Origin of the sequence: Wolbachia endosymbiont of Drosophila willistoni, from assembly GCF_040084705.1 — a bacterium.
Taxonomy (GTDB): Bacteria; Pseudomonadota; Alphaproteobacteria; order Rickettsiales; family Anaplasmataceae; genus Wolbachia; species Wolbachia pipientis.
In genome coordinates this window covers 898,498-923,698 of sequence record NZ_CP157591.1, presented here as the reverse complement: position 1 = coordinate 923,698, position 25,201 = coordinate 898,498, and the positions used below count along the sequence as shown (strand labels likewise).

The 25,201-nt window shown below is 35.3% G+C and carries 24 protein-coding genes and 1 tRNA gene; 7 read left to right on the top strand and 18 right to left on the bottom strand.

The window, feature by feature from the left end; genetic code table 11:
• Positions 1-158: 158 nt before the first annotated feature.
• Both groL and ABL518_RS04680 read right to left on the bottom strand, forming a co-directional pair.
• The gene (gene groL / locus ABL518_RS04685; protein WP_095742658.1) at positions 159-1,808 is read right to left on the bottom strand and encodes a chaperonin GroEL; all 1,650 of its coding nucleotides are present in this window, start codon (positions 1,806-1,808) and stop codon (positions 159-161) included.
• 100 nt (positions 1,809-1,908) lie between these two features.
• On the bottom strand, positions 1,909-2,190 hold the full coding sequence (locus ABL518_RS04680; RefSeq protein ID WP_215409497.1) for a co-chaperone GroES: 282 nt from the start codon (positions 2,188-2,190) through the stop codon (positions 1,909-1,911).
• Between the two features lie 186 nt (positions 2,191-2,376).
• Between ABL518_RS04680 and ABL518_RS04675 the strand changes: the two genes are divergently transcribed.
• Positions 2,377-3,183: a YgfZ/GcvT domain-containing protein gene (locus ABL518_RS04675; RefSeq protein ID WP_095742659.1), complete on the top strand. Its 807-nt coding sequence runs from the start codon at positions 2,377-2,379 to the stop codon at positions 3,181-3,183.
• An 878-nt stretch (positions 3,184-4,061) separates the two neighbouring features.
• Here the strand turns inward: ABL518_RS04675 and recJ are convergent.
• The 10 genes from recJ to ABL518_RS04625 form a co-directional block, all read right to left on the bottom strand.
• Positions 4,062-5,801: a single-stranded-DNA-specific exonuclease RecJ gene (gene recJ, locus ABL518_RS04670; RefSeq protein WP_010962506.1), complete on the bottom strand. Its 1,740-nt coding sequence runs from the start codon at positions 5,799-5,801 to the stop codon at positions 4,062-4,064.
• A gap of 60 nt (positions 5,802-5,861) precedes the next feature.
• Complete coding sequence (locus ABL518_RS04665) at positions 5,862-6,095, bottom strand: hypothetical protein (protein ID WP_010962507.1); 234 nt, start codon at positions 6,093-6,095, stop codon at positions 5,862-5,864.
• Positions 6,092-6,295, bottom strand: a complete 204-nt coding sequence (locus ABL518_RS04660) for a hypothetical protein (RefSeq protein ID WP_010962508.1) — start codon at positions 6,293-6,295, stop codon at positions 6,092-6,094. The genes ABL518_RS04665 and ABL518_RS04660 overlap by 4 nt, the downstream gene beginning before the upstream one ends.
• Before the next feature lie 571 nt (positions 6,296-6,866).
• A complete protein-coding gene (locus ABL518_RS04655; protein ID WP_010962509.1) occupies positions 6,867-8,126 on the bottom strand; it encodes a cbb3-type cytochrome c oxidase subunit I in 1,260 nt (419 codons plus the stop codon).
• Positions 8,127-8,160: 34 nt separating this feature from the next.
• Positions 8,161-9,456, bottom strand: a complete 1,296-nt coding sequence (locus ABL518_RS04650) for a Na+/H+ antiporter NhaC family protein (RefSeq protein WP_095742660.1) — start codon at positions 9,454-9,456, stop codon at positions 8,161-8,163.
• Positions 9,457-9,745: 289 nt separating this feature from the next.
• Positions 9,746-12,199: an endopeptidase La gene (lon, locus tag ABL518_RS04645; protein WP_095742661.1), complete on the bottom strand. Its 2,454-nt coding sequence runs from the start codon at positions 12,197-12,199 to the stop codon at positions 9,746-9,748.
• Positions 12,200-12,214: 15 nt separating this feature from the next.
• On the bottom strand, positions 12,215-13,492 hold the full coding sequence (clpX, locus tag ABL518_RS04640; RefSeq protein WP_095742662.1) for an ATP-dependent Clp protease ATP-binding subunit ClpX: 1,278 nt from the start codon (positions 13,490-13,492) through the stop codon (positions 12,215-12,217).
• Complete coding sequence (gene clpP / locus ABL518_RS04635; protein ID WP_006280254.1) at positions 13,492-14,118, bottom strand: ATP-dependent Clp endopeptidase proteolytic subunit ClpP; 627 nt, start codon at positions 14,116-14,118, stop codon at positions 13,492-13,494. Before clpP ends, clpX begins: the two co-directional genes overlap by 1 nt.
• 11 nt (positions 14,119-14,129) lie before the next feature.
• Positions 14,130-15,464, bottom strand: coding sequence for a trigger factor (gene tig / locus ABL518_RS04630; protein ID WP_010962514.1), 1,335 nt, complete (start codon positions 15,462-15,464; stop codon positions 14,130-14,132).
• A gap of 158 nt (positions 15,465-15,622) precedes the next feature.
• Positions 15,623-15,704, bottom strand: a tRNA-Leu gene (locus ABL518_RS04625).
• Between the two features lie 140 nt (positions 15,705-15,844).
• Between ABL518_RS04625 and ABL518_RS04620 the strand changes: the two genes are divergently transcribed.
• Both ABL518_RS04620 and gshB read left to right on the top strand, forming a co-directional pair.
• Positions 15,845-16,441, top strand: a complete 597-nt coding sequence (locus ABL518_RS04620) for a BON domain-containing protein (protein ID WP_010962515.1) — start codon at positions 15,845-15,847, stop codon at positions 16,439-16,441.
• A gap of 60 nt (positions 16,442-16,501) precedes the next feature.
• Entirely contained in the window at positions 16,502-17,431 is a 930-nt protein-coding gene (gene gshB, locus ABL518_RS04615) for a glutathione synthase (RefSeq protein WP_038198626.1), read from the top strand.
• On the opposite strand, the gene murG is transcribed toward gshB, so the two are convergent.
• On the bottom strand, positions 17,416-18,447 hold the full coding sequence (gene murG / locus ABL518_RS04610; protein WP_007549072.1) for an undecaprenyldiphospho-muramoylpentapeptide beta-N-acetylglucosaminyltransferase: 1,032 nt from the start codon (positions 18,445-18,447) through the stop codon (positions 17,416-17,418). The two genes, gshB and murG, sit on opposite strands and share 16 nt — an antisense overlap.
• A 69-nt stretch (positions 18,448-18,516) precedes the next feature.
• On the opposite strand from murG, the gene ABL518_RS04605 reads away from it, so the two are divergent.
• On the top strand, positions 18,517-18,909 hold the full coding sequence (locus ABL518_RS04605; protein WP_348994364.1) for a hypothetical protein: 393 nt from the start codon (positions 18,517-18,519) through the stop codon (positions 18,907-18,909).
• 5 nt (positions 18,910-18,914) lie between these two features.
• Here ABL518_RS04605 and lpdA read toward each other — a convergent pair whose 3' ends face one another.
• From lpdA to ABL518_RS04585, 4 genes are all read right to left on the bottom strand, one after another.
• Positions 18,915-20,288 carry a dihydrolipoyl dehydrogenase gene (lpdA, locus tag ABL518_RS04600; RefSeq protein ID WP_010962518.1) on the bottom strand — a complete coding sequence of 458 codons (1,374 nt, stop codon included), beginning with the start codon at positions 20,286-20,288 and terminating at the stop codon, positions 18,915-18,917.
• A gap of 75 nt (positions 20,289-20,363) precedes the next feature.
• Positions 20,364-20,786, bottom strand: coding sequence for a transposase (locus ABL518_RS04595; protein WP_182309087.1), 423 nt, complete (start codon positions 20,784-20,786; stop codon positions 20,364-20,366).
• A gap of 323 nt (positions 20,787-21,109) precedes the next feature.
• Positions 21,110-21,277, bottom strand: a complete 168-nt coding sequence (locus ABL518_RS04590) for a hypothetical protein (protein ID WP_155968863.1) — start codon at positions 21,275-21,277, stop codon at positions 21,110-21,112.
• Between the two features lie 484 nt (positions 21,278-21,761).
• Positions 21,762-22,594, bottom strand: a protein-coding gene (locus ABL518_RS04585) for an IS5-like element ISWpi1 family transposase (protein WP_095742620.1) whose coding sequence is annotated in 2 segments (ribosomal slippage) — positions 21,762-22,225 and positions 22,225-22,594 — 834 coding nt in all. Because the reading frame shifts where the segments join, the coding sequence is not laid out codon by codon here.
• 302 nt (positions 22,595-22,896) lie between these two features.
• Between ABL518_RS04585 and ABL518_RS04580 the strand changes: the two genes are divergently transcribed.
• Both ABL518_RS04580 and ABL518_RS04575 read left to right on the top strand, forming a co-directional pair.
• On the top strand, positions 22,897-23,067 hold the full coding sequence (locus ABL518_RS04580) for a hypothetical protein (RefSeq protein WP_010082509.1): 171 nt from the start codon (positions 22,897-22,899) through the stop codon (positions 23,065-23,067).
• Between the two features lie 19 nt (positions 23,068-23,086).
• Positions 23,087-24,493, top strand: a complete 1,407-nt coding sequence (locus ABL518_RS04575; protein ID WP_348994363.1) for a hypothetical protein — start codon at positions 23,087-23,089, stop codon at positions 24,491-24,493.
• On the opposite strand, the gene ABL518_RS04570 is transcribed toward ABL518_RS04575, so the two are convergent.
• A complete protein-coding gene (locus ABL518_RS04570) occupies positions 24,485-24,913 on the bottom strand; it encodes a WPE palindromic element domain-containing protein (RefSeq protein ID WP_348994362.1) in 429 nt (142 codons plus the stop codon). The genes ABL518_RS04575 and ABL518_RS04570 overlap by 9 nt on opposite strands.
• On the opposite strand from ABL518_RS04570, the gene ABL518_RS04565 reads away from it, so the two are divergent.
• On the top strand, positions 24,809-25,039 hold the full coding sequence (locus ABL518_RS04565) for a transposase (RefSeq protein ID WP_227738638.1): 231 nt from the start codon (positions 24,809-24,811) through the stop codon (positions 25,037-25,039). The genes ABL518_RS04570 and ABL518_RS04565 overlap by 105 nt on opposite strands.
• The last annotated feature ends 162 nt before the right edge of the window (positions 25,040-25,201 follow it).

The window sequence follows — 25,201 nt, the reverse complement described above, 5'->3', positions numbered from 1 at the left end:
ATGCTGCCTTTTTGTTATTAGACAACCACAATATAAAGGAGTGAAACGGATGCAAACAGTAGTGCATTTCTGCACCAAACGTATTACCTTTAACGAATAGTAAAATGTGAGATTTTTTGGAACTACCGTGGAGCAATTGCTCCACGGTTTCATTCTACTTAGAATCCACCCATGCCACTCATTTCTCCTGCACCCATAGGAGATGAAGCATTTTCTTTGCTTGGTACATCAACTATCATAGATTCAGTAGTTATCAGCACACTCGCAACAGATACCGCTGTTTCAAAAGCAATACGCACCACTTTTGCTGGATCAATCACACCAGCTGTAAATGCATTAGCGTAATTCATAGCCTCAACGTTGTATATAAGCTCTTTATCATTCTGCTTAATCAAATAGTCAATTATAACAGCAGATTCAAGACCAGCATTTTTGACTAACCTTCTAATTGGAGCACTGAGAACTTTCTTGATAATGTTTATGCCTATTTGTTCCTCGTCACTTGCACCTTTTAATTTGTCGAGAACAGATGAAGCATAAAGAAGCGCAACCCCACCACCTGGAACTATACCTTCTTCAATTGCAGCTCTTGTTGCATGCAGCGCATCTTCGACTCTATCTCTACGTTCTTTAACTTCCACTTCAGTTGCTCCACCAACTTTGAGCACAGCAACGCCACCTGATAATTTCGCTAAACGTTCTCTTAGCTTTTCTTTATCATAATCAGAAGTTGAAGTTTCAATTTGAGATTTAATCTGCTCGATTCTAGCTTTCACACTGTCAGAATCGCTATTTTCGCTGACAACTGTGGTATTATTTTTAGTAATTTTAACATTTTTAGCCGTACCAAGATCATCAAGCGTGAGATCTTCCATCTTGATTCCAAGTTCATCTTTTATGACGTACTTAGCACCAGTTAAAGTTGCTATGTCTTCGAGCATCTCCTTTCTTCTGTCACCAAAACCTGGAGCTTTTACTGCAGCAACTTTTAAACCACCACGCAATTTATTGATAACTAAAGTGCTTAATGCTTCACCTTCGATATCCTCTGCAATAATAACCAAAGGTTTACCAGATTTAACAATAGCTTCAAGAATAGGAAGTAAAGGTTGAATAATATTTAATTTTTTCTCTGTAATTAATAGATAAGGATTATCAAGCTCCACGATCATTTTTTCATTATTTGTAATAAAATACGGAGAGAGATAACCGCGATCAAATTGCATGCCAGTAGTCAGCTCAACTTCTAACTCTTTTGAACCTTTACTCTCTTCAACAGTTATTACACCCTCTTTTCCAACTTTTTTCACGGAATCAGCGATACTGTTACCTATATCCTTATCACCATTTGCAGAGATTATTGCAACTTGTGCCACTTCGTCTATTTTCTCTAGAGAAATTGTACGAGACATTGACGCAATTTCCTTTAATATTACATCTTTTGCCTTCTGTATTCCGTTTTTAATACCAACACGATCGTTTCCAGCAGCAATTGATTTTGAAGCTTCCATTATCATGTTGCTAGTTAGTATTGAGCACGTTGTTGTACCATCACCAACTTTATCGTTACATTGAGAACAACTCTGTGCAAAGATGCTTGCTATCGCAGCGTTTAATGGTTTTTCAGGCTTGATACCCTTCATCACCTTATAACCATCTTTTGTAATTTCTGGTGCTCCATAGGGCTTATTAATCCCTACTGTTTTTCCTCTAGGTCCTGCAGTTATTGCTACCGTTGAATCCACTATTGCTGCAACTTCACGAAAGGCTTCTTGCAACTGCTCACCTGATACTACTACATTAGTCATTTTTATCACCTCTTGTTAATAAAAAATTTAGAAAACTATAATAAAATCATTTACAATGCGCTATGTTGCGCTTTGTTTCAGTTTAGTAAAATAAAGACTGCTACTTAATGACAGCAAGTATATCGGACTCTTTCATCACGATAAGCTTCTCATTATTATGTTCTATTTCTGTACCAGCCCATTGGCGATAGAACACTTTATCACCAGCTTTCACAGTTAAAGCTACGCGTTCGCCACTTGAATTGCGTGAACCTTCACCAATTGCTATAACTTCACCTTTAGTAGGTTTCTTTTCAGCACTTGATGGAAGCACAATTCCACCTTGCTTTTCTTCGCTAATAGGCTTGATCAGCACGCTATCATCTAATACATTTAAACTTATACTTGACATTTGTTTTTCCTCATCAACAAATTAACTTATGAGTTTATATATATATACTCGTAAGTTAGATTTCAAGGGCTGGAGCTTGTAAAATATGCACGCCATTATAAAATATGCACGCCAAAAGCAGTTTCTAAAAGAGCCTAATGTTATATAATAAAATTTAGATTTATTTATAGAGATTTCATGAGTTATATACCATTTTTAAGTCGTGGTGTGATAGTGCTATATGGGCCTGACAATAGAGATTTTCTGCAGGGTATTATAACCAATGATATTAATAAGTTGGATAGCCAAAAAGCCATTTACTCTTTATTGCTTAGCCCTCAGGGAAAATATCTATATGATTTTTTTCTTATTGAATATGGTAAATACACCCTCTTGGAGTGCGAAAACATGCACTTGCAGCAAATAATCGAGAAACTAGATTTACTTAAAACTTATTTGAGGGTAAAGATTAAAGACGTTAGTGCACTATATAAGGTTGGGGTTTTGTTTAATACTAAGTTGGCGGAGTGTAGTAGTAAGTCACAAGTTATTTTTCAAGATCCAAGGCACAAGCTGCTAGGAATGAGGATCATACATAAAGATGAAATGAAAGAGCCGGTTGGGGATTTTACTCAGTATGAAAAAGTCAGAATTCAAAATCTCGTTCCAGATGGAGCGAAAGATATGGTGCAGAATTCATCGTTTCCGCTGCAATTTTTAATCGATAAAGTAAACGGTATAAGCTTTAATAAGGGGTGTTATATAGGTCAGGAAGTTGTAAATCGAATGAGCAGACAAGAAATATTCAGAAGAAAACTTTACCTTGTTGAGGGGGATAACGCACTTCCAGATATTGGCACTAAAGTGACAAATGAAAACAATGAGGAAATAGGGGAACTGCGCTCTAGTGTAGACAACATTGGATTTGCATTGCTTAATACTGGAAAGAGCCATGCAAATTTATATGCTGGTGGGGTCAAGTGCGTTAAGACGTTGAAGTCTTAAGGTAGCCCATATAGAAACGAAAAACTTGCTTGACAAACTCCGCCAGCCCCCTTATCATGGTATTGAAGGTATTCAGTTATCTTCATCTGTGCAGATTAAACAGCAGGAAAACAACGTAGTTGGCGTCTTATTTTTAATTTTTTGCACTATGTGCACCTTATGTCTTCACAACATTTCTGGGTTTTTACCTATATAAGCTGAAACGCGCTTATAAGTCGTTTAAGACAGTATAGTACGCCAATTTGCAGGATTAGAGAGTGACAACTAGCTAACACGGGGTTTCTTTTGCCTTTTTTCTGCTTAGTAAATTTCTTAAACATTTGCAGCGTAGGTTAGTTGCATTCAAAAGCAGCTAAATTGCAGTGTTTAAGACTTAAAAACGCCAATACTGAAAATAGACAATGACTAGGGTTTCTTTTGCCTTTTTTTTCATTTGGTAAATTTTTTAATGTTTATGGCTAAACGACAACCGTCATCCCGCTGCTTGTTAGCGGGATCTCTTGTTAGCGCCGCGGCGGTATGACGGTTCGTGGCGGCGTGACGATAAGCTCGTCATCCCGCTGCTTGTTAGCGGGATCTAGAGATACCGCGAATGAATCGCGGTATGACGGTTCGCAGTGGCATGACGATAAGCTCGTCATCCCGCTACTTGTTAGCGGCTAAGAGATACCGCGAATGAATCGCGGTATGACGGTTAAGTAGGGTGTCATCCCAGTGTCACGCACTGGGATGACATTATAGGAGCACTGGGATGACACCCTCTTGGATGGAAATCAGTGTCAGATAATTTCATGACACCAGTTGTTGTAAACTCACTTTTTCTCGATTTTTTGGTTTATCTTGTCTACCTATTTTGCCACTCTGCTGAACAGATACACTCAACTTATGGTCAATACATCTTCTATTAAAAATTGTACAAATTCATTGCCATTCCAGTAATTCATAGAGATTTTACCCAAAATAGCTTTAACATTACCCTGCATGATAGCAGAGCCAAGATGAGTATTTGCAGAACGAAATGCAATAGCTCTTACCATAACATTATCATCAGCAATAAAACATTTTATATGGTCAACTCCTATAACTTCAGGCTTTCTTATCTTTGCTCCTTGGATAATAAACCTTGGTTCAGGATTTCCAACTCCAAATGGTCCCAAGCGTTGCAGTTGGTTCCACAGAGATAAGTTTATTGCTTTAGCAGTTACTATACTATCAGCTTTTAAAGTTTTCTCATTTATAGAGTTTGAAAATCTTTCAGTAAAAAAATCATGCAAATCATTTATTTTGTCTTCTTTAATTGAAAATCCTGCCGCCATACTATGGCCACCACCTTCAATAATCAAATTTATGAACTTTGCGGAAAGGACTGCAGCACCGATATCAACTCCCAAAATTGATCTACAGCTTGCTTTTCCTATTCCATTATTTAAAGATATCACTACTGTTGGCAAGTGAAACTGCTCCTTTAGCCTTGATGCAATTATACCAATTATTCCCTGGTGCCAATTGCCACTTATCATTATAAAATTCGCACCTGATTGGGCAGACTTTTCCGCTTGTGCTGTAGCTTCCAAGAGAGCCTCATTTTCTAACACTTTTCTTGCATTATTCAAATCTATTAATTTTAGCGCGATTGAATGTGCCTCTTCATCATCATCGGTGGAAAGCAACCTTGCACCAAGCGATGCTTCTCCAATTCTTCCTCCAGCATTTATGCATGGCCCAATACTAAACCCTAATCGAGAAACACTTGGTTTTTCAAGGATTCCCAAAGCATCAAATAAAACACGCAAGCCAACGTTTTTTCTTGTTGACATAACTTTTAATCCTTGTGAGACAAGTGCTCTATTGAGGCCTGTGATCTGCATAACATCACAGACAGTTCCCAGGGCAACCAAATCCAACAGATCAAATAAATCTGGTTCTTTTTTGTTGGTAAAAAATCCTTGCTCACGTAGGCTTTTATTAAGAGCAACAATTAGCAGAAATGACACTCCAACTGCTGCTAGGTTATTATAAGGAGAGCTCTCATCAAGGCGGTTTGGATTCACAACTGCTACGGCGCTTGGTAATTTTTCCGTACCAAGGTGATGGTCAACAACTATAATATCAAGACCAAAAGCCTTTGCATCTTCTATTGGTTGATATGCAAGCGTACCACAATCAACGGAAATACATAAATCAATTCCATTCTTTTTAAGTTGTAATAAAGCATCTGTGTTTAATCCATAACCCTCATCAACACGATCTGGAATGTAGATTATAGAGTGTATATCGATTGCTCTCAGGTACCTGTTAATCAATGCTGACGACGTTGCACCATCAACATCATAGTCACCAAATATTGCAAGGTTTTCATCATTTTTTATTGCCCGTATTATACGAGAAACAGCTTTATCCATATCAAGAAGGTGAAAGGGATCTGGTAATAGCGATCTGATTAGTGGATATAAGAAGTCGCTTGCATTTTCTATGTTAACACCACGAGTAACCAATATTCTTGCTAATATTTCTGGTAACTCAAATCTCTGTGTAAGAGTTAAGATTTGCCTTTGATCTGCTTCTTGCAACTTCCACAATGCATTTGTTATGCTGCGCTTTTCAATTTCAAGTAGCATATTCTTTCTTTGTAAATAAAACTACTTTACCAGAATTTTTAAGCTTGTTCTATAATTGTATTAGACTTCTGCATAACCTAAACTAAGTAGAAAAAAGGTATCATCTAAGTAGCTGACACTGGTCTCCATCCAAGAGGGCAGTAGCCCCTTCGGTGTCATTCCAGCGCGTGACCAGGTCTTTTTAGCTATCATAGGATGACAGAAGCAGACACTCCACTTTGTCGTTCCAGTGCCTCCTTTTTTTGTCATTCCAGTGCCTTGACTATTTGGATCCAGGAAAAAGAATGGTGTCATCCCAGTGCCCCTATGATGTCATCCAAGTAGCCTCCCTCTCCTGTCATCCCAGTGCTCCTTTTTTTGTCATCCGAGTAGCTGACACTGGGATCCAGGAATTTTATTAAGTTGGTAAGCATAAAAGTGTTATGTAAAATACAACGTTCTTGATGGGATTGCGTGAAATGCTGGATCCCAGTGTCTGGGCACTGGGATGACAAAGGAGGACAGTGTCAGCTACTCGGATGACAAAAAAAGGAGCACTGGGATGACATCATCCTTTTTTTGGGGTTCCAGCGTCACGCGCTACCTTCCGTATAAATATTAAAAAATTTACCAAATGAAAAAAAAGGCAAAAGAAGCCCCGTGGTTGGCTAATTACTTACATTATACTTTCAAGTATGGCGTTTTTTTATTCTAAACGCTTAATAACCGCGATTTAGTTGCTTTTAAGCCGCAACTAATCTAAATTATAAACATTAAGAAATTTACTAAACAGAAAAAAAGGCAAAAGAAACCCTAGGGTAGCTAGTTATTCACTATCCATTTTTTAAGTTGGCGTTTTTTTATGTTTTAAATGCTTTATAAGCGCATTTCAGCTTATATTAGGTAAAAACTTAGAAATTTTATAAAGACATAAGGTGCACATAGTGCAAAAAATTAAACATGGGACGCCAGATACGTGAGTTTTTTTGTCATTTAATCTGTACAGAGAAGATAAATAAATAGCTTCAGTTTCATGATAAGGGGGCTGGCGGAGTTTGTCAAGGAAGTTTTTTTTGTTTCTATGGGTCAGTTGGTACGCGCTTTGCCTTTTAACAGATGTAAAAGCACAATTATTACGAACAACATTCCACCAACAACTGATATAGCGCCACCTATAATGAAGCACGTGCGTGCTAACATTGACGAAATACTTGGCAGATCTGCAACCTTCCTTAAAGCACCATATCCACCAAGCCACACAAGGCCAGTGATATGGAGAAAATGCCCTATACTGTAGGCATAAATCTGTAATCTTACCATGGAACTTTTTATCTCTTTAAAGTTTAATTTAGGTAACATCCAGTAGACAAAATTCATAAAAGCTATAGTGATACCAACTACAGAACCGTGATAATGAGCAGGAATCGTGACATTACCTTCAATAGTCAACACTCCGAGCACATCTCCATAAGTGAACAACAAAAATGAATGTAATAAATAGTTGCTTTTATCATTAATAAAAGTTCTGATGTTGTAGCACACTAATATTATCAAAAAGCACGGCAAAACTGCTCCAGCAATCCTCATATGCCAAGTAAAAAACTGTATTAACTTGGCACTATCAACTGGATAAACAAAATATACAAACGGTGCGCCTACAGCTAAAATCGTGTTTATAAATAGTGGTAAAATAGTAATTTTATTGTTTGAAGCTAAACTAATATCATTGGAACTTAGCATTATTAAATAGACTAAAAACATTCCTTGAGTAAAAGCAAACTGCAATAAATGTCCGCCTCCCCAAAAGAGATATTCGTAAAATAAATTATTATCTGAGTGATATAGACCTGGAGGCATATTATTATATGCTAAAACAAAGCAAAGAAATGACGATACAAGTATAATAACTAGCCCAATTTGCCCAACAGAGAGAAATGAAACCTCTTTTTTTGATGTGTATGCTAGCATTGTATTTACTAATATACTGGCAATAAATAAACTGAGTCCAAGTAAAAATAATTTGTTTTGTAATACGGGAATATAGTTACTTTTGATAACTTCAGTGTTTGGAACGAATGCGGATATAAACATGAGCAGCATCGAAAGGGTTGATAGAACCCATGAAAAGTTAAACCAACTATTGGTATTTTGTAGGTTTATGATAAAGAGCAGAGATATTATAGAGCACATCCACACTAAAATTGACAAGTTCACGTGTATTACCAGCGCATTATCAAAAATATATTGTGCAGAAGGAACAAGAGAGGAGATAAAAGGCAATCGTAGAAAAATAACAATTATTGACAGTAACCCAGAGCAAGCAAGAGCACATACTGCCAAGAACATCCATTTTCTACAGAGCGGAGCGTTGTCTTGTATATTAAGCACAATCTTTTTTCTCAATTTTGTTCAATACAATATATAACACTGCAATAATACCTAAAACATAGCAATAGTATACGTGTGGCACGACTGCCAAAGGTGAAACTCCAGCAATAGTGCTAGCCAAAAGCAATTGAGCGCCATACGGTATTAATCCTTGAAATACACAAGAAAATATGCCTAGCCATGCTGCACTATAGTGAGGCGGTATTTCATATTTCTTAGCAATATCTCTAGCAATTTCACCACTAAAAATTATAGCGATGGTGTTATTTGCAAGTAAAATATCAAATATGCTGACTATTTTTGCAATAAATAATTGCGCAGTTTTTTGTCCACCACGTTGTATCATAACCCAAGATGAAAGTTTATCTGCAAGCTCCTTAGAATTTTTACCTACCAGTCCTGAAAGCCCGCCAACCATCAATGACAGTAGCATAATTTCATGCATACTCATAAACCCTTTGGTGATGTTTTGGCTTAAAAACAATAAACCATGATTGTTGTTATTTATAAATCCAATGATTCCAGCAAAAGTTATGCTTAAAACCAATGCTGTAAATACATTTATTCCAAAGTTTGCAAGCAATATAAGTATTATGTAAGGAGTCACAAGCAATAAAGAATACTCCTTAACTGAAATAGCAGCACTATTGCTTGAGCTATAAAATAATATAATTATTGTGAATATAGAAGCAATTAGTGCCACTTTTGCATTCAGTTTTAATTTTTTCTTTATATCAGCCTTTTGAGACATCACAGATGCAATTGTAGTATCAGAGATAATAGATAAATTGTCGCCAAACATTGCTCCTCCTACAACGGTTGCAACTCCTAAGGAAGGAGAAATCCCAGCTTGTGTCAGTTCAACTGCAATAGGAGCAATTGTTGCAATGGTGCCCATTGATGTACCAATAACAGTGGAGATGAAAGCTGCTACAAAAAATAATCCTATGAGTAAAAATTGTGTTGGTATAAATAAAAGAGCCAAATTAACTGTGGCATCAGCACTACCGATTGCTTTAGTTACTTCACTGAATGCACCTGCAAGTAAGAAAATGATACACATAGTGATAATATTACGATCTCTTACCCCATCTAGAAAGGCATACATTTTTTCTTCAGTATTGCCCTTGTATAAAACCCAACCCAGAGCTATGGCAGGAACAATGGCTACCAGTGGAGATAACTGATAAAAAGCATTTGACACGCCAAGAATAGTAAAATATATACCACTTCCTACAAAAAGAAATAGGAACAGTAAAATAGGCAAAAAATTTGTAAGATAAAACATACCTCTACTCCAGCTCTGATAAACGCAAATCAACTATGATATGATTTATATTATTATAAACCACAGTTAGCACCTTGACCAAGGTTTTTCTAGAAAGCAATCTACCAGAAAAGGTTTCCATGAAAAGGACTATTATAATATATCATCTACTTGAATAAAACTGGGAGATAGAATAAGTAAAAAATATGAATGACATAACAACAAAGCAAGTCATATCCTTATGGAATGCACAAGCTGGTAGATTCTTGCCGGATAAAAGAGAAATGGAGATTGATAATATTTTCTTAATCTAATGCTTCAATGTTTCCGATATAGGAAAAGTATCATCTTTATTTTCTATAGAGGAAGGCACACTATTTTGATTATCATCACCATTAATTGGAGTAGTAGGGTGCATTAAAGCAACTTTCATAACTTCATCAATATTCTTAGCAAAAACTACGTTGATCCCTTCTTTGATGCTTGCCGGAATTTCTTGCATATCTTTCTCATTTTCACTTGGTATAATCACAGTTTTGATTGATCCTCTGAGCGCTGCAAGCAATTTTTCTCTCAAGCCCCCGATAGCTAAAACTCTACCACGCAATGTCACTTCGCCTGTCATAGCAACATTTTTGTTAACTGGTATATTTGTCATAAGAGAAACAATAGACGTACATACCGCGCCGCCAGCAGAAGGGCCATCTTTTGGTACAGCACCCTCAGGTACATGCAAATGTATATCATTATTTTGGAATTTTTCGGGCTTTATACCAAAAAACAAACAATTTGATCGAATATAACTATACGCAGCTTTTATAGATTCTTGCATAACCTCTCCAAGCTTTCCTGTGTATTTTATTTCTCCCTTGCCCGGAATTAGGACTGATTCTATCATCAAAATATCACCACCTGTTTCAGTATAGGCGAGCCCAGTTACTATTCCTACTAAACTCTCATTTTCCGCAATGCCAAAGGTATATTTACGTACCCCTAAATAATCTTGTAAATTGTCAACCCCTACGGATATTTTCTTATTTTTATCAGTCAATATTTCTTTAACTGCCTTTCTCATGAGCTTTGCAAGCTCCCTTTCCATACTCCGCACACCACTTTCACGTGTATATAAACGTATCAACTCGTATAACGCCTCATTAGTTATGTCCCATTCCTTCTGATACAAACCATGCTCCTTCTTTAACTTCGGAATAAGGTGGTGTGTAGCAATACTGATTTTTTCATCTTCAGTATACCCGGACAATTGTATAATTTCCATCCTATCACGCAAAGGATGTGGTAAATTTAAGCTGTTTGCCGTAGCTACAAACATTACACTTGAAAGATCAAACTCAACTTCCAAGTAATGATCCGTAAAGTGTTTATTGTGCTCAGTATCTAAAACCTCAAGTAATGCAGACGCAGGATCGCCACGCGAATCAGAACCCATCTTATCTATTTCATCAAGCAGAAAAAGCGGGTTGCATGAATTAGCTTTTTTCATGTGTTGAATGATTTTACCAGGCATTGAGCCAATATAAGTTTTCCTATGCCCTCGTATCTCAGACTCATCACGCACACCACCAAGAGCTATGCGAACAAAATCTCTTCCTACTGCTCTTGCCATAGACTTAGCTAAAGAAGTTTTACCAACACCTGGCGGTCCAACTAAGCAAAGTATAGGACCTTTTATCTCTTTTACTCTTTTTAATACCGCTAAAAATTCTATTATTCTATCTTTTACTTTCTCTATGCCATAATGATTTTCATCTAAGATTTTCTTAGCTGCATTTAAGTTAATTTTTGCATCTTTGTACTTTCCCCATGGCAACTCAAGCAACCAATGCAAGTAACTAGATATAACTGTAGCTTCAGGAGAAATGGGATTCATTTTCTTGTATCTCTTCAAATCAGTTATAGCTTTCTCTCTTGCTTCCTGAGAAAGCTTTGTTTCATTTATCTTTTTTTCAAATTCATTGAGTATATTCCCTTCATCACCATTCTCAAATTCGCCTAATTCTTTCTGTATAGCTTTCAATTGCTCGTTAAGGTAGTAAACTTTCTGAGTGCTTTCAACTTGCGATTTAATTGTCTTATATAAACGGTTTTGTGCGTTCAAAATACTCATTTCTCTCTCAATAAAAGCAAAAGCTTTTTTTAAACGCTCTTCTGGGTCATAAGCCTCAAGTATACTTTGTTTATCTGATACTTTTATATTTAAATGTGAAGCTACCGTGTCTACAAGTTGATCAACTTCTTTGATTTGATCAATGGAGTTAATGGCAACCTCGGGTTGATTTTTCTTGTTTAGCTTACACCAGCTATCGAACGCGTCTACAACAGACCGCCTTAAAGCTTCTAAATCAATATTGTCTTCATCTTCTTTATAATAATTGTCTAACTCTACCCTGGCTTGTAATAAAGTATGAGAGCTAATATATTCTACAACTCTTCCCCTTCTTATCCCCCGGATTATAACTTTTACTGCATTGTCAGGTAATTTTATTAACGGTTGTACAATGCTTGCTAACACACCTACTTCATAAAGATCTTCAGGCTCTGGATTATCAACAGAGCCATCTTTCTGTGCTACAAGAAAAACCTCATTTTGGTGATTACTACTACTTATTGCATACTCTAGTGCATTAACAGATTTTTCTCTGCCTATGAATAAAGGCACCATTATATTTGGAAAAATTACTACATCTCTTAAAGGTAATACTGGCAATGCAGTAAAACTAGAGCTTACAGCACGTTCAATGTTCATAATATATGCCTCAAATTAATCATTAACCGTTATAACATTGCCATTGTTATTATGATTAACCGTTGCTTTTCCTAATTCTACCATTTTCTTAGTGATTACTATAGTGCTACCTTCAAAGCCTCCGTTTCCAGATGTATACATAATGTCAAGCAAAAGTGACTCCAAGATAGCACGTAACATTCTTGCACCTGTTTTGTAGCTTATAGCCTTTTTAGCAATAGCTGATATTGCTTCATCTGAAAACTCAAGGTTTACTTTGCTAAACGCAAGCAATGCTTTGTACTGTTTTATTAGTGCATTCCTTGGCTCTGTCAACACATGTATTAAATCTTCATGATCCAGCTCATCTAAAACAGCAGTTATTGGAACCCGCCCTACAAATTCGGGTATTAAACCGAATTTGATTAAATCTTCAGGTTGAACATCATGTAAAGCATTCTTTTTCTTTTGCTCTTTAGACTGACTTATATCTGCTCCAAAGCCAACTGACGTTCCCTTTTTTCTCGCTTCAATAATTTTATCGAGGTCTTCAAAAGCTCCTCCACAAATAAACAGTATGTTACTAGTATCCACTTGTATAAACTCTTGTTGTGGGTGTTTTCGCCCTCCTTGTGGCGGAACATAAGCAACTGTACCCTCCATAATCTTAAGCAGAGCTTGCTGGACCCCTTCACCTGAAACGTCACGGGTTATTGAAGTGCTTTCAGATTTTCTTGTAATTTTGTCTATTTCATCTATAAACACTATACCACGCTGTGCTTTTACAACGTCATAATTTGCAGCTTGTAATAAACGCGACAACACGCTTTCTACATCATCACCCACATAACCTGCCTCAGTTAAAGTTGTCGCATCAGCCATAGCAAATGGCACATCTGAAACTTTAGCAAGTGTTTTGGCTAGCAAAGTCTTACCAGAACCAGTGGGACCAATAAGCATTATATTTGACTTCTCGATTTCAATATCACTTATAGCATGAAATTGTACCATGGATTGACAATGGTTATACATAGCTACAGATAAAACGTGTTGCGCGTGTTCTTGACCTACAACATGCTTGCTGAGAAAGTTTTTTATATCCTCAGGTTTCTTTAGTAATAGCTTCATATCAGATATACGATCTGAATTAAAAGATCTATCTTTCTTTTGACTTATTGCTTTATGGGATAATTCTATGCACTCATTACAAATAAACACCTTTAAACCATCCGAAGAGTTAGTAATCAATTTATCTACTTCATCTTGCGCCTTGTTGCAAAAAGAACAGTAGTGTAAATCATTATTGTTATCCATTAACCCACCTTTTGTTTAACTTTAATATTTTCAATTTCAATATCTGTACGCTCAGCTATCACCCTGTCAATTAAGCCAATTTTCCTTGCTTCTTCAGGATCCATGAATTTATCTCTTTCCATCATTCCTTCAATTTTCTTCAGTGAATTTCCAGTATGTTTTTCATAAATTTGATTTAGTTTTTTCTTAACCCGCAAAATTTCATTAGCATGTATTTCTATATCAGTTGCTTGACCATGATAACCACCAGATGGCTGATGTATCATAATTCTTGAATGAGGTAGAGAGTAGCGCTTACCTTTTGTACCAGCTGCAAGCAATAAAGAACCCATAGACGCAGCTTGACCTATACATAAAGTTGAAACGTCTGGGTTTATATACTGCATTGTATCGTAGATCGACAAACCAGCAGTTACAACACCACCTGGTGAGTTGATGTACATACAAATGTCTTTATCGGGATTTTCCGATTCTAAAAATAAAAGCTGTGCTACTATTACACTGGCCATATTGTCTTCAATAGGACCTGTTACAAAAATTATTCTTTCTTTCACTAGTCTTGAATATATGTCATAAGCGCGCTCACCGCGACTAGTTTGTTCAACTACAATTGGTATAAGAGTCATACCTTTCCCTATTAAATATTATCAAATAATTCCTTTAATTCTTTCACAGAAACAATCTGCTCTTCTTTACTAACTTTTTCTATTATATAATCTGTCACTTTATACTCAAGCGCTTGCCCTCTAACTAATTCTTGAAATTGTTTATTTGATTCAAAATGCTTAAGTACTCTGTCAAATTGCACATCTTTACTGACATATTGATTTACAATAACACTCAAAACATCATTTTGAGTTAATGATATTTTATGTTCTGCACTAAATTTCATAAATAACATAGCAAGCTTTACACGTTTTTCAGCTTCTTTACGAGAATCATTTTGAGCACCCAATTCTCCTTCCATTCTTTGTTGCTCCTGTTTTACTATGTCTGTGGGTAAATCAAAACTATAATTAGCATCCAAATAATCAAACAGCTCCTTTTTAATTAAGAGATTTCTCATTTCGGTGCACTGATCACCAATCATTTTTTTTGCATGATTTATTAGCAAAGAATAATCTTTAAACCCAATACTCTTAGCTATTTCATCATCATTTTCAAAATCTTTGGCAATTTGAATCTCATTAACTCGCACAGAAAAATCAGCTTCCTGTCCTGCAAGGGAAATGGCTTGGTAATTTTCAGGAAATTTCAACTTAAAGTTCTTTGTTTCTCCCTTTTTCATACCAGTTAATTGATCTTCAAAACCATTAATAAATGTGCCAGACCCTAAATTAACGGCGAAATTTTTGCTACTTCCACCTTGAAAGAGCTTATTCCTAATCCGCCCTTCAAAATCAATTATCAATTTATCCCCATCTTTCGCTTGATAAGAAGCATCATCAACAGAGGCGAAATTGGGGAACTTTGTTTTAATAGAATCAATAAATTCTTTTATATCTTCCTCTTCAATCTTTGCTTCAATTTTCTTTAAGTTTATTTTGTCAAGATCTATCACTGGTACTTCAGGCATCGACTCAAAAGATAGCTTGTATACAAAATTGCCCTCCTCATTTTCTTTGCCCAGATCTGGTAATGATATAACATCAACCTTAGGATAAATGTGAGACTTGACTTCAATTTTTTTCATCAAATCACTTGAGCAATAATCAATTGTATTATTTATCACATATTCCAAAGCCTCGTTTTTATAATTTGCAACAACAAGGTCATAGGGCATCTTTCCAGCCCTAAATCCAGGTGATTTTGCATTTTCTGCTATCTCTTGCAACCTGGAATTTACCTTTTGTTTTATATAATCACTACCAACTGTGATTTCATACTCATACTTTAGTTTATCTATACTAAGCTCTTTGTAGGTATATACGCTACTTACTTCGACTGTATTTTGAGGTATATTATTAGACATCATAATTCATTTATTAACATTTTAATTCATATCTTAATAGAGTCATTTTACCAGAATTTAAGTTAAACACAATCCTTAAGAACAGGTTTTTACACAAACAAAAGTGTATTTAGTGATTATAAATTTTCCCTTAAAACCTAAGTTACATGACTTTAAAGTGCGGATAGAGGGACTTGAACCCCCACGAGCAAGCTCACCAGGACCTAAACCTGGCACGTCTACCAATTCCGCCATATCCGCAAGAAATTTTTAGTACCCTATTATAGGTATTCCATTAAAAATATTCAAGGTTTAAAGTCTTACTTAATTTATGGTATTTACACAATCAAAAAAGCTTATTAACATTTCTTAATGAAAGCTCTAAACCCTGAAAATCAATAATGAGATTAATAACAAGCTTCTTACTCGCAATTTTTTTGATTACACAAAGTGGTTGCACAACCCTTATAATAGGTGGTGTGGTGGCTACAGCGGCAGCAACAGCAATAACAATGCAGGACAAATCCTTGGGAAATATCATTGATGATACGACTATGGTCATCAGAATTAATAAGGGGCTCTTAAAACATGGGCTATTTTCATCCATAAAGGTTAAAGTAAGTGAAGGAAGAGTATTGCTCATTGGAAGTGTTGACACTCCTGAAAAACAACTTACAGCAGAAAAAATAGCTTGGCAGCAAAAAGAAATTAAAGAAGTGATAAATGAAATAAGAGTAATACCAATTCAAATGGCTTCCATGCTAGACACCACTGTAGATGGCATGATAACAGCGGAAATAAGAACAAGACTCCTGGGAAAAAGAAATATTAAGTCAATTAATTATAGCGTTAATACGGTTGATAGAGTTGTTTATTTGATGGGTATAGCCCAAAATAAAGCGGAATTAAAAGCTGTAATAGCAATTGCAAGAAAAGTAAAGGGAGTAAAACAAGTTGTAAGTTATGTACGATACAGGTACAGTAAGTTACGCCATTAGGCAAAAATCGCTTTCAAATTATAACATTTGTACAGTTGTGACAATAGGTAGAGAACATAAATGAAAATTGCCTTTCAGATGGATGAAAATATAAATTTTGAAACTGATACTACATTTGCGCTAATAAAAGAAGCACAAAGGAGGGGGTATGAAATTTTTGTTTATACTCCTGATAATTTAGCACTAAAGCTAAACTATCCAATTGCTTTTGCTCAGAAAGTCAGCGTTGATGATTTTAGTTTTATCTCCAAAAAAGATGTAGCTATCAACTTGAATGAAATGAACATCATATTTATCAGACAGGATCCACCTTTTGATATGCGTTACATTACAACAACATATATCTTAGAAAAAACTAGCGCATTGGTAATTAACAATCCAACAGAAATAAGAAATTGTCCTGAAAAATTGATAACTTCATTATTTCCAGAACTAATTCCGCCAACTTTGATTACTGAAAATATATCAATGATTAGAGATTTCTACTACAACTATCAAGATATTATTCTGAAGCCATTGTATAGTTATGGAGGAAACGATGTGATAAGAATACAAGATGAGAATAGTATTCAAGTAGTAGTGGATCTCATGATAGCAAAATACGAATGCCCTGTGATTGCACAATCATTTTGTAAAAACATAGATAAAGATAAAAGAATATTGCTACTTTATGGCCAACCAATTGGTGTAATGAAACGAATTCCAAAAATCAGTGGAGAGATCAGAACAAACATGCGACTTGGAGCAAGTTTTGAGCCCGCTCAAATGAACGATAGAAACAATGAAATATGTAACAAAATTGGTCCTGAATTAAAGAAAAGAGGGCTAATATTTGTTGGTATTGATATTATAGATGACTTCCTGCTCGAAATTAACACAACTTCACCCACGGGAGTAGTTTATATCAATAAATTGTATAATATATCGCTAGAAAAGGATCTTTGGGACGTGTTTGAAGAAAAAGCAAGCAGCCATCAACTAAACCTGTGAACAATCACCTTAACAAACTCAGTAGTCCCATTCTTTATCCCTGTTTTTTCTGTACTATTGGTCATATCACGCAATTTTTGAGAATTATTTAATAGATCAAATAGTACCTCTGTTAGATTTTTTTTTGCTTCACTATTCTGCTTAACTATTATAGCTGCTCTCGAGTCTTCAATATATTTTGCGTTATAAAATTGGTGATTATCTTTTGAGTAAGGGTAAGGAATATATATAGCAGAACGCCTAGCAAGAGTGATCTCTGCTATTGAAGTTGCTCCTGCTCTGCTAATTACCAAGTGAGCATTGGCCAGTCTATTCTCCATATCATCAAAAAATTCACTCAATTCACAATCGATCTTTTCACTTTTGTATAGACTTTTGACCTTGTTTACATTTTTCTTCGTACATTGCTGCGTCACTCTAATTTTCTTTTTCATTTTAATAGGTAAATCACAAATTACGCTGCTTACTACATCATCAAAAAAATTCGCACCTTGGCTGCCTGCTATGACCAATATATTTAGGATTTTCTCAGTGCTAGAATGGCTCTGTGCTTTTATATCAACAAAATTTCCTGTAAAAATACATTTATTGCCCTCTGCATATTTAGTCTCCGGAAAGCTGGTTGCAATTAATTTTGCACTCTTGAAAAAGAATCTATTTACTCTCCCTAAAACTGTGTTTTGTTCATGTAAAATTATAGGTATAGAAAGAACTCTTGCTGCAAGAAGAGTTGGAAAAGAAGCATAGCTACCAAAACCAATGACCGATTTTGGTTTTAATTTTCTTACTTGATACAGTGCTAACATAGAGCTGTATATCAAGAAAAGGAAAAACTTAAATTTGTTGCTGCTTGGTCTACGTAATGGTAAGGTGTAGCTTTCTATGTCGGTATTTTTATTTGTTTTTTTATCAGTGAATAATATGCAATTGTATCCTTGTGTCTTTAGTGCTTTTGCTAAAGCTATGGCCGGAAAGATATGCCCACCTGTGCCACCTGTTGCTAAAATAATATCCATCTGTAAATAATAAATCCTAGATTGTTAACTGTTATTTAACAATTTGCACGTAGAATTTTATTAAGCGTTATGATAGTTGAGTTAAAAATGCCTAAAAGTAATAGTAAAAAAGAACCTAATGAGAAAAATAAACCTCAAGAACAAAGAGAAGGCAGAAGCGGAGGTTTTTTAGAACTGCTAAAAAATATAATAAAAATTCTTTTCAATTCGGTCGTTGACCTACCTGAGCACGAGCAGCATAATAAAATGAAAAGCACTAATCTACAACAAGGTTTGGATACTAAAGGAAAAGGCCCAGAAGATCTTCATCCAAAGGCAAAGCTTGAAGTTAAAGAAGCAGCTAAGGGATTGAAAGAAGAGTTACAGAATTCTGATGCTGGTGGTAATCAATCTATTGAAACTAAAGTGCCTAATCAAACTACTACTCAAGACATTAACAACTCTAAAACGATGGAACGTTAGTTCAACTATTTAACATCTGCAGCAAGCACTGATTCATGTATCATCTCTGAAATGGTTGGATGAGGAAAAATCGTAGATTTTATGTCGAAGTCTGTTCCTTCTAGTTGCTTTGCAAGAGCAAAATTGCTAATTAACTCCGTTACTTCTGCACCTATCATGTGGCTACCCAGAATTTCTCCGGTTTTTTTATCTATAATCGTTTTCACTAACCCTTCAGTTTCACTGAGTGCAACAGATTTACCATTAAAGTTAGAGTGAAATTTTCCTATTTTTATATCATACCCACCTTTTATTGCCTGTTCCTCAGTAAGGCCGATGCTCGCTATTTGTGGATGAGAATAAGTGCAATTTGGTATGCATTCTTTTTTTAACGCATGAGCATTTTTACCAGCAATCTTTTCAATGCAGATCACGGCTTCATGGCTCGCTTTATGTGCTAAACATGGTGGGCCAGCTACATCACCTATTGCATACACATTTGATTCACTAGTTTCATACCATTCATTCGTTTCAATAAAGCCAGAAGGGCTTAATTTAATTTTTGTATTTTCTAAACCTATATTTTCAATATTTGCTTGAATTCCAACCGCAACAATCACCCTCTCAAATTCTTTGCTCTCACCACTACTTAGTAGCACTTGAGCAGAGTCTTTACTTTTAGTAAGAGCTTTTACGCTACTGTTTGTATATATTTTTATCCCCTGTTTTGTGAATATTTCTTGTGCTAAATCTGAAATGTCCTTATCCTCCAGCGGCAAAATAGTGCTCTTTATCTCTATGATTGTTACATCAACCCCCAAAGTACTATAAAAACTTGCAAATTCTATTCCAATTGCACCAGACCCTATAATTAGTAGCGATTTTGGTAATCTCTCTGGAGTCATAGCGTGCTGCGCATTCCATATTAAATCTCCATCTGCCTCTATTCCAGGCAGATTCCGTGCCCTCACGCCTGTTGCTAAAATGATATGCTTGGAAACAATTTCTTGTTCTTCCTTATCGCTAACGACTTTTATAGTACCATTGCCTGCAAGTTTACCAAAACCTTGATGAACTTTGATATTATTTTTTTTCATCAAATATGCAACACCGCTTGACAATTTATCAACAACGTTTCTTGAGTATTTCACTATTGATTGTATATCAAAATTCGCTCCCTTTACTTCTATACCAAACTCTTTTGATCTTTTTATTAGCCTATAAACCTCAGATGCTCTAAGCAGTGATTTTGTTGGTATACATCCCCAATTTAAGCATATACCGCCTAAATTTTTTTCTTTTTCCACAATTGCAGTTTTAAACCCAAGCTGTGCCGCCCTAATTGCCGCTATATAACCACCAGGACCGCTACCTATAACCGTAATATCATACTCATTCATCAGTTTTCTTCGTATTCAAAAAGATTATATATAACAGATGGAACCCATACAATCAATGGTCTGTCATCTACCGTCTTAAGAGTCAAGATAAAAGTTGTTATTTTTTATCATGGCATTTAAATAAACGATAATTTTTCTCATGACAGCAACTAATGCAACCTTAGCAGCTTTGCCAGAATCAACCAAACGCTGATAAAACGCTTTCATTTTTCTGTTGTGGCGCATAGCAACAAGAGCTGACATGTATAGTGCTTTCCTTGCATAAAACCTGCCTCCTTTGATTTGAGCTTTGCCAACTTTTCTTCCACTTTCACTAGTTTTAGGTGCAACTCCAACTAAGCATGCAATTTCTCTATTCTCTAATCTACCAAGCTCAGGCACCTCTGTCAGTAGAACGCTCGCCGTCTTTGATCCAATACCTTTATAGCTGATTAAAAGCTCATTTTTTCCTTTCAATTCAGCTATTGCGTCTTCTATGTCTTGCCTAATTTCTTTCAATTGTTTTTCAGCAAACCCTATCTGTCTTTCTATGTATTCTCTAGCTTTTCCCGTCGCACTTTGCAGGCGACACTTGTTTGCATGAATTGCATCATTTAAATTACGCTCAACTGCCCCCAGCTCCTTTAATTCCTCTTGCTTTTGTGAAATTATATATCCTTTTACTTCACCGTCTTTACTGACAAATTCAGCGTATTTTTCCAGTAATTTAGCATCTAACTTGTCAGTTTTTGCAAAATGATTGCAAGCTTTGGCAAATGCATATACCCGATTCGGGTGAGCTTTATGGACAGTTATCTTGCAACAATTTTATAATGAGCTTTTCATAGCCACCAGCTTACACATAACTTGATGGGTAAATCGACTATATTTGTTTCTATAAACTTAGATATAGCATCACTCACGTTTGCTATGCGCTTATGCTTGCCATTAATTGAGATGTCCAATGCTTCCTTGGAAACATCTACTCCCATGAAAATTATTCTAGCCATTTTTGTACCTATAAATATAATCAAACAATAATGCAAAATGCTGTATACAGGATTGTAATTCGATCTTTTAGATCCACCTACCGTTCGTACTACATTTTGCTTTAAGCCTTACTATTACCCACAAATAAAAACATAGTATTGTATTTACTCAAATAATTTAATTTTATTAACCTGAAAGCTTATTAGATTAAAATTATTAAACTAAGAGTTATAATTTTAGCAACTAAAAGCTGTAAATTGCACCATATAAACAGTTATTTCAAGCAAAAGTTATGCCATTAAGAGCTATGCAACAAACATTTATATTTGTGGGTAATAGTAAGATCTAAATCCGATAGAGCATTGTTGGCACACCATCAAAAGTCGCCTCAGACCTCTAATGCATCAATGTACAAACTTACACCTTTTAGTTGGTAATACCATTTTAGACGTTTATCATTCGTTTTAGAAAATACTATAGGAGGTTGTCCGGAAACAAGTAAATTCAAGCATATTCCCTCTTTAACATAACCCTACTCATAGCTAGGTATATGAAATTCTCAGTGGATGTTGTGAGTAAATCATACTCCTTTGATAGCCTTCTATTCCTATTAACCCAAGCAAAAGTCCTTTCTACAACCCATCTTCTTGGCTGTACTTTAAACCCTTGTTCTCTTGTTGGTAGTAGCTCAGGTGGCGTATCTTTGTGCACCCAAAATCTACATGGAGGCCTTTTAACAATTTCAATATCTATGTCATATTCTTCCTTTATGTGATTCTTTAAATTTCTTCCTTGGTATCCCATGTCAGCCCACATTTTTTTAACTTTAGTATATTTTGTTCTCATATTGTTTAATGCTATTTTAATACCATCTCTATCATTTTCGTTAGCAGCGCCTACGTAACAACCTAGTATAAAACCCTGAGTGTCTGTAATTATATGCCTTTTTCTACCCTTTACTTTTTTACTTCCATCATAGCCTTTGATCCCCCCTTTTCTGTAGTCTTTACAGATTGACTATCTACTATACAGGCACTCGGCTGCTCATTCCTTCCTATTTTTCTTCTACTATATTTTGTAATTTCATAATTCATTTTCTCAAAAATTCCCTGCTTCTTCCATTGCCTGAACTGCTCATACACAGTCTTCGATAGCGGAAAATCATTTGGTAAATACCGCCATTGACACCCTGTACGCAATACATAGAAAATTGCTTCTAATATTTCTTTTTTGCTATACTTTGGCAGCCTTCCTCCTTTCTTGTATGATACTCTGAAGTGTTTTTCTATTCTTGCCCATTCCCTTTCGCTTAGATCTGTTGGATACTTTTTTCTCATCTTTACCCCGTACTAAAATTTCAGATATTATAGCCTTTTACTTGTTTCCGGACAACCTCTAGTAGCGGAATGACGAATTTTTGTTTTTCAAATTGTCAGTAAATCTAAGTCAGTTTAGCTATATAAAACATAGTATAAAAAGAGCTATTTTAGCAAAATTTTAAACAAATAAAGTTAATTACTTCACAATTGATACCTTACGAGAAAAGCACATTTGATACAGATTTAAAATACAAGTTAACGAATTATTATGATTTTTACCAAGATAATAATATAGTAAGGTTTGGTAGTGAGGTATCAAAATGGAAAAATACACCAACGCATGGTTTAATAAGAAAGATAATCATGATTGTGCAAATGATGGCACTTGCGGGCAATCTATAAAGGATTTTAGGATTGGTAATTCTGATATTTCTTTTTTTGATAGTAACAAAAACTTAATTGCCAAAGTACCTAAACTACCAAAGTATTAGGGATAAATATGGGCATCAATTGTATAAGGAAGCTGAGTCAAAGCAGTTCAATTATTTTTCCACAAATATACATGATGTTTTGTCTAACAGCTTTACCGTTAAATACGGGTATATAAATTGTACTATAAAATACGACAACTTATCTGAGCAGGAACAAAACCAAATAGAAACAGACATTAAAACTGCCTATGAAGCATTTAAAGAAAAGTTTTGCTTGAAAAATAGTAATGCAAGTTACAATATAACGGTTCACATTTTTAATAATAGAAGCGATTATACAAAGTATAACAATCTTCTCGGCTTAGATGAAGATGGTGGTCCAGGATATATTACACGAGGAGTAACAGATTGTCAGAATATTCTGACATATAAGCAAAGTGCCATGGATTTTGTTCTAGGTCATGAGCTAGGCCACATATTTCAATTGTGTTTTTCACCATCGGCAACAGTCCAAACTTTGAGTATTCTGGATACTGAACTCATAGCAAATGTTGTTGGACGAGAAGTAGAAGAAAAAAGTTATAAAGCTATTTGCAAGCAGATGGGTGTAGATGAATATAAATACGATGGATGGAGTTTTATTTTTAAATACATAGGTACAACTGGTAGTGTATACCGCCTAAACCTTTCAGAAGAAGAGAAATTTCAAATTATACAACGTGTCAAGAGTTCTGGACTAGATGAATATGAAGACCATGGATGGATGTTTAAATTTAAATATAAAGATACAACTGGTAGTATATACCTCAAGGACCTTTCAGAAGCAGAGAAATTTCAAATTATACAACGTGTCAAGAATTCTGGACTAGATGAATATGAAGATCGTGAATCAATGTTTAGTTTTAAATACAAAGGCACCACTTATAGAGCAGAACACAGAGATTATCTTTCAGCAGAAGAAGAAAAACTTCAATTTATCAAAGACATTAAGAACTCTCATGAATCGCTCGTTAGTGAATGTGATGGATTGGGGAATGAGAATACAACTTTAGTGATTTACGTTGATGAAAATAAGGAGATAAGTCAAATGTATTTTCATAATCTAGACAAGAATATATTCAAATGGTTAGATAAGACACTTATAAGCAGAAGTAAACCTGAAGAAGATGTGGATGACACAGCAGGAAAAGAGCCTGAACCAGAATCAGCCGAAGAGGATACTCAGCAACCCAGTAATTTCTTATCCAATATTTTTTCAACAATTAAATCCATTATTGATTCTATCTCATCACTCTTTTCATGGTTATTTGGGTCGAAAGCGAAAGAGTCTAATCAACAATCTGATGATAATCCTTCTTTGTTTAAGCTCGATGCTAATGAGTTAGATCACGAAGTTAAGCCTGATGCCAATGAGTTAGGTCACGATGTTAGAGATCACTTATCAGACAATTATAACCATTACAACTCATCTGATGGGCTAATGTAATATAGCTAATTTACAGTATCTGTTCAGATGCATGGCTAATGTACAAATATTGAAACAAAAATTCCAGTGCCCCTGTGATGTCATTCCAGTGCTTGACACTGGAATCCAGCTTTTAATCGAAAATGTTGTATAGTACACAATCAAATTTTCTGGATCCCAGTGGGCTTTGTTGCATCGCTCAAGTGAAAAGAACTGGCAGTTACTGACAAAATTCATTATAAATAGCGATTTAACTGTTGAAGAAAAAATATGCCACAAAAAATGAGAGTCAGTAACTGCCATGAATATAACAAATTTCTCCAAGAAAGAGGAAGCATTTTTTGTTATATCAATGACGCCATAGAAAATTGGTACGAGAATTGTCCAAAAATGCAGGGCGGCAACTATATTTATAGTGATAAAGTTGTGATTTTGGTGCATATAATCGTCAGTTTCTTTAGAATTGGTTTAAGACAAACAGTCGGGTTTATAAAAGGGTATTTGCAACAAATAGGAAGAGATTTGCAGCTATTCACAAGCATCAAAAGAAACTTAATATTAAGATAAATGATTGCAGAAAATAATATGGAAGATATCGAAATTGCTATAGACAGTACAGGAATTAGTATATACAACAACACACAGCAAGGAAAATAGCACTGACAGAAAATATCGTGGCTATGAGCAAACGAGAAAATTGCACGTAATGTTGAATATAAACAACAAAAA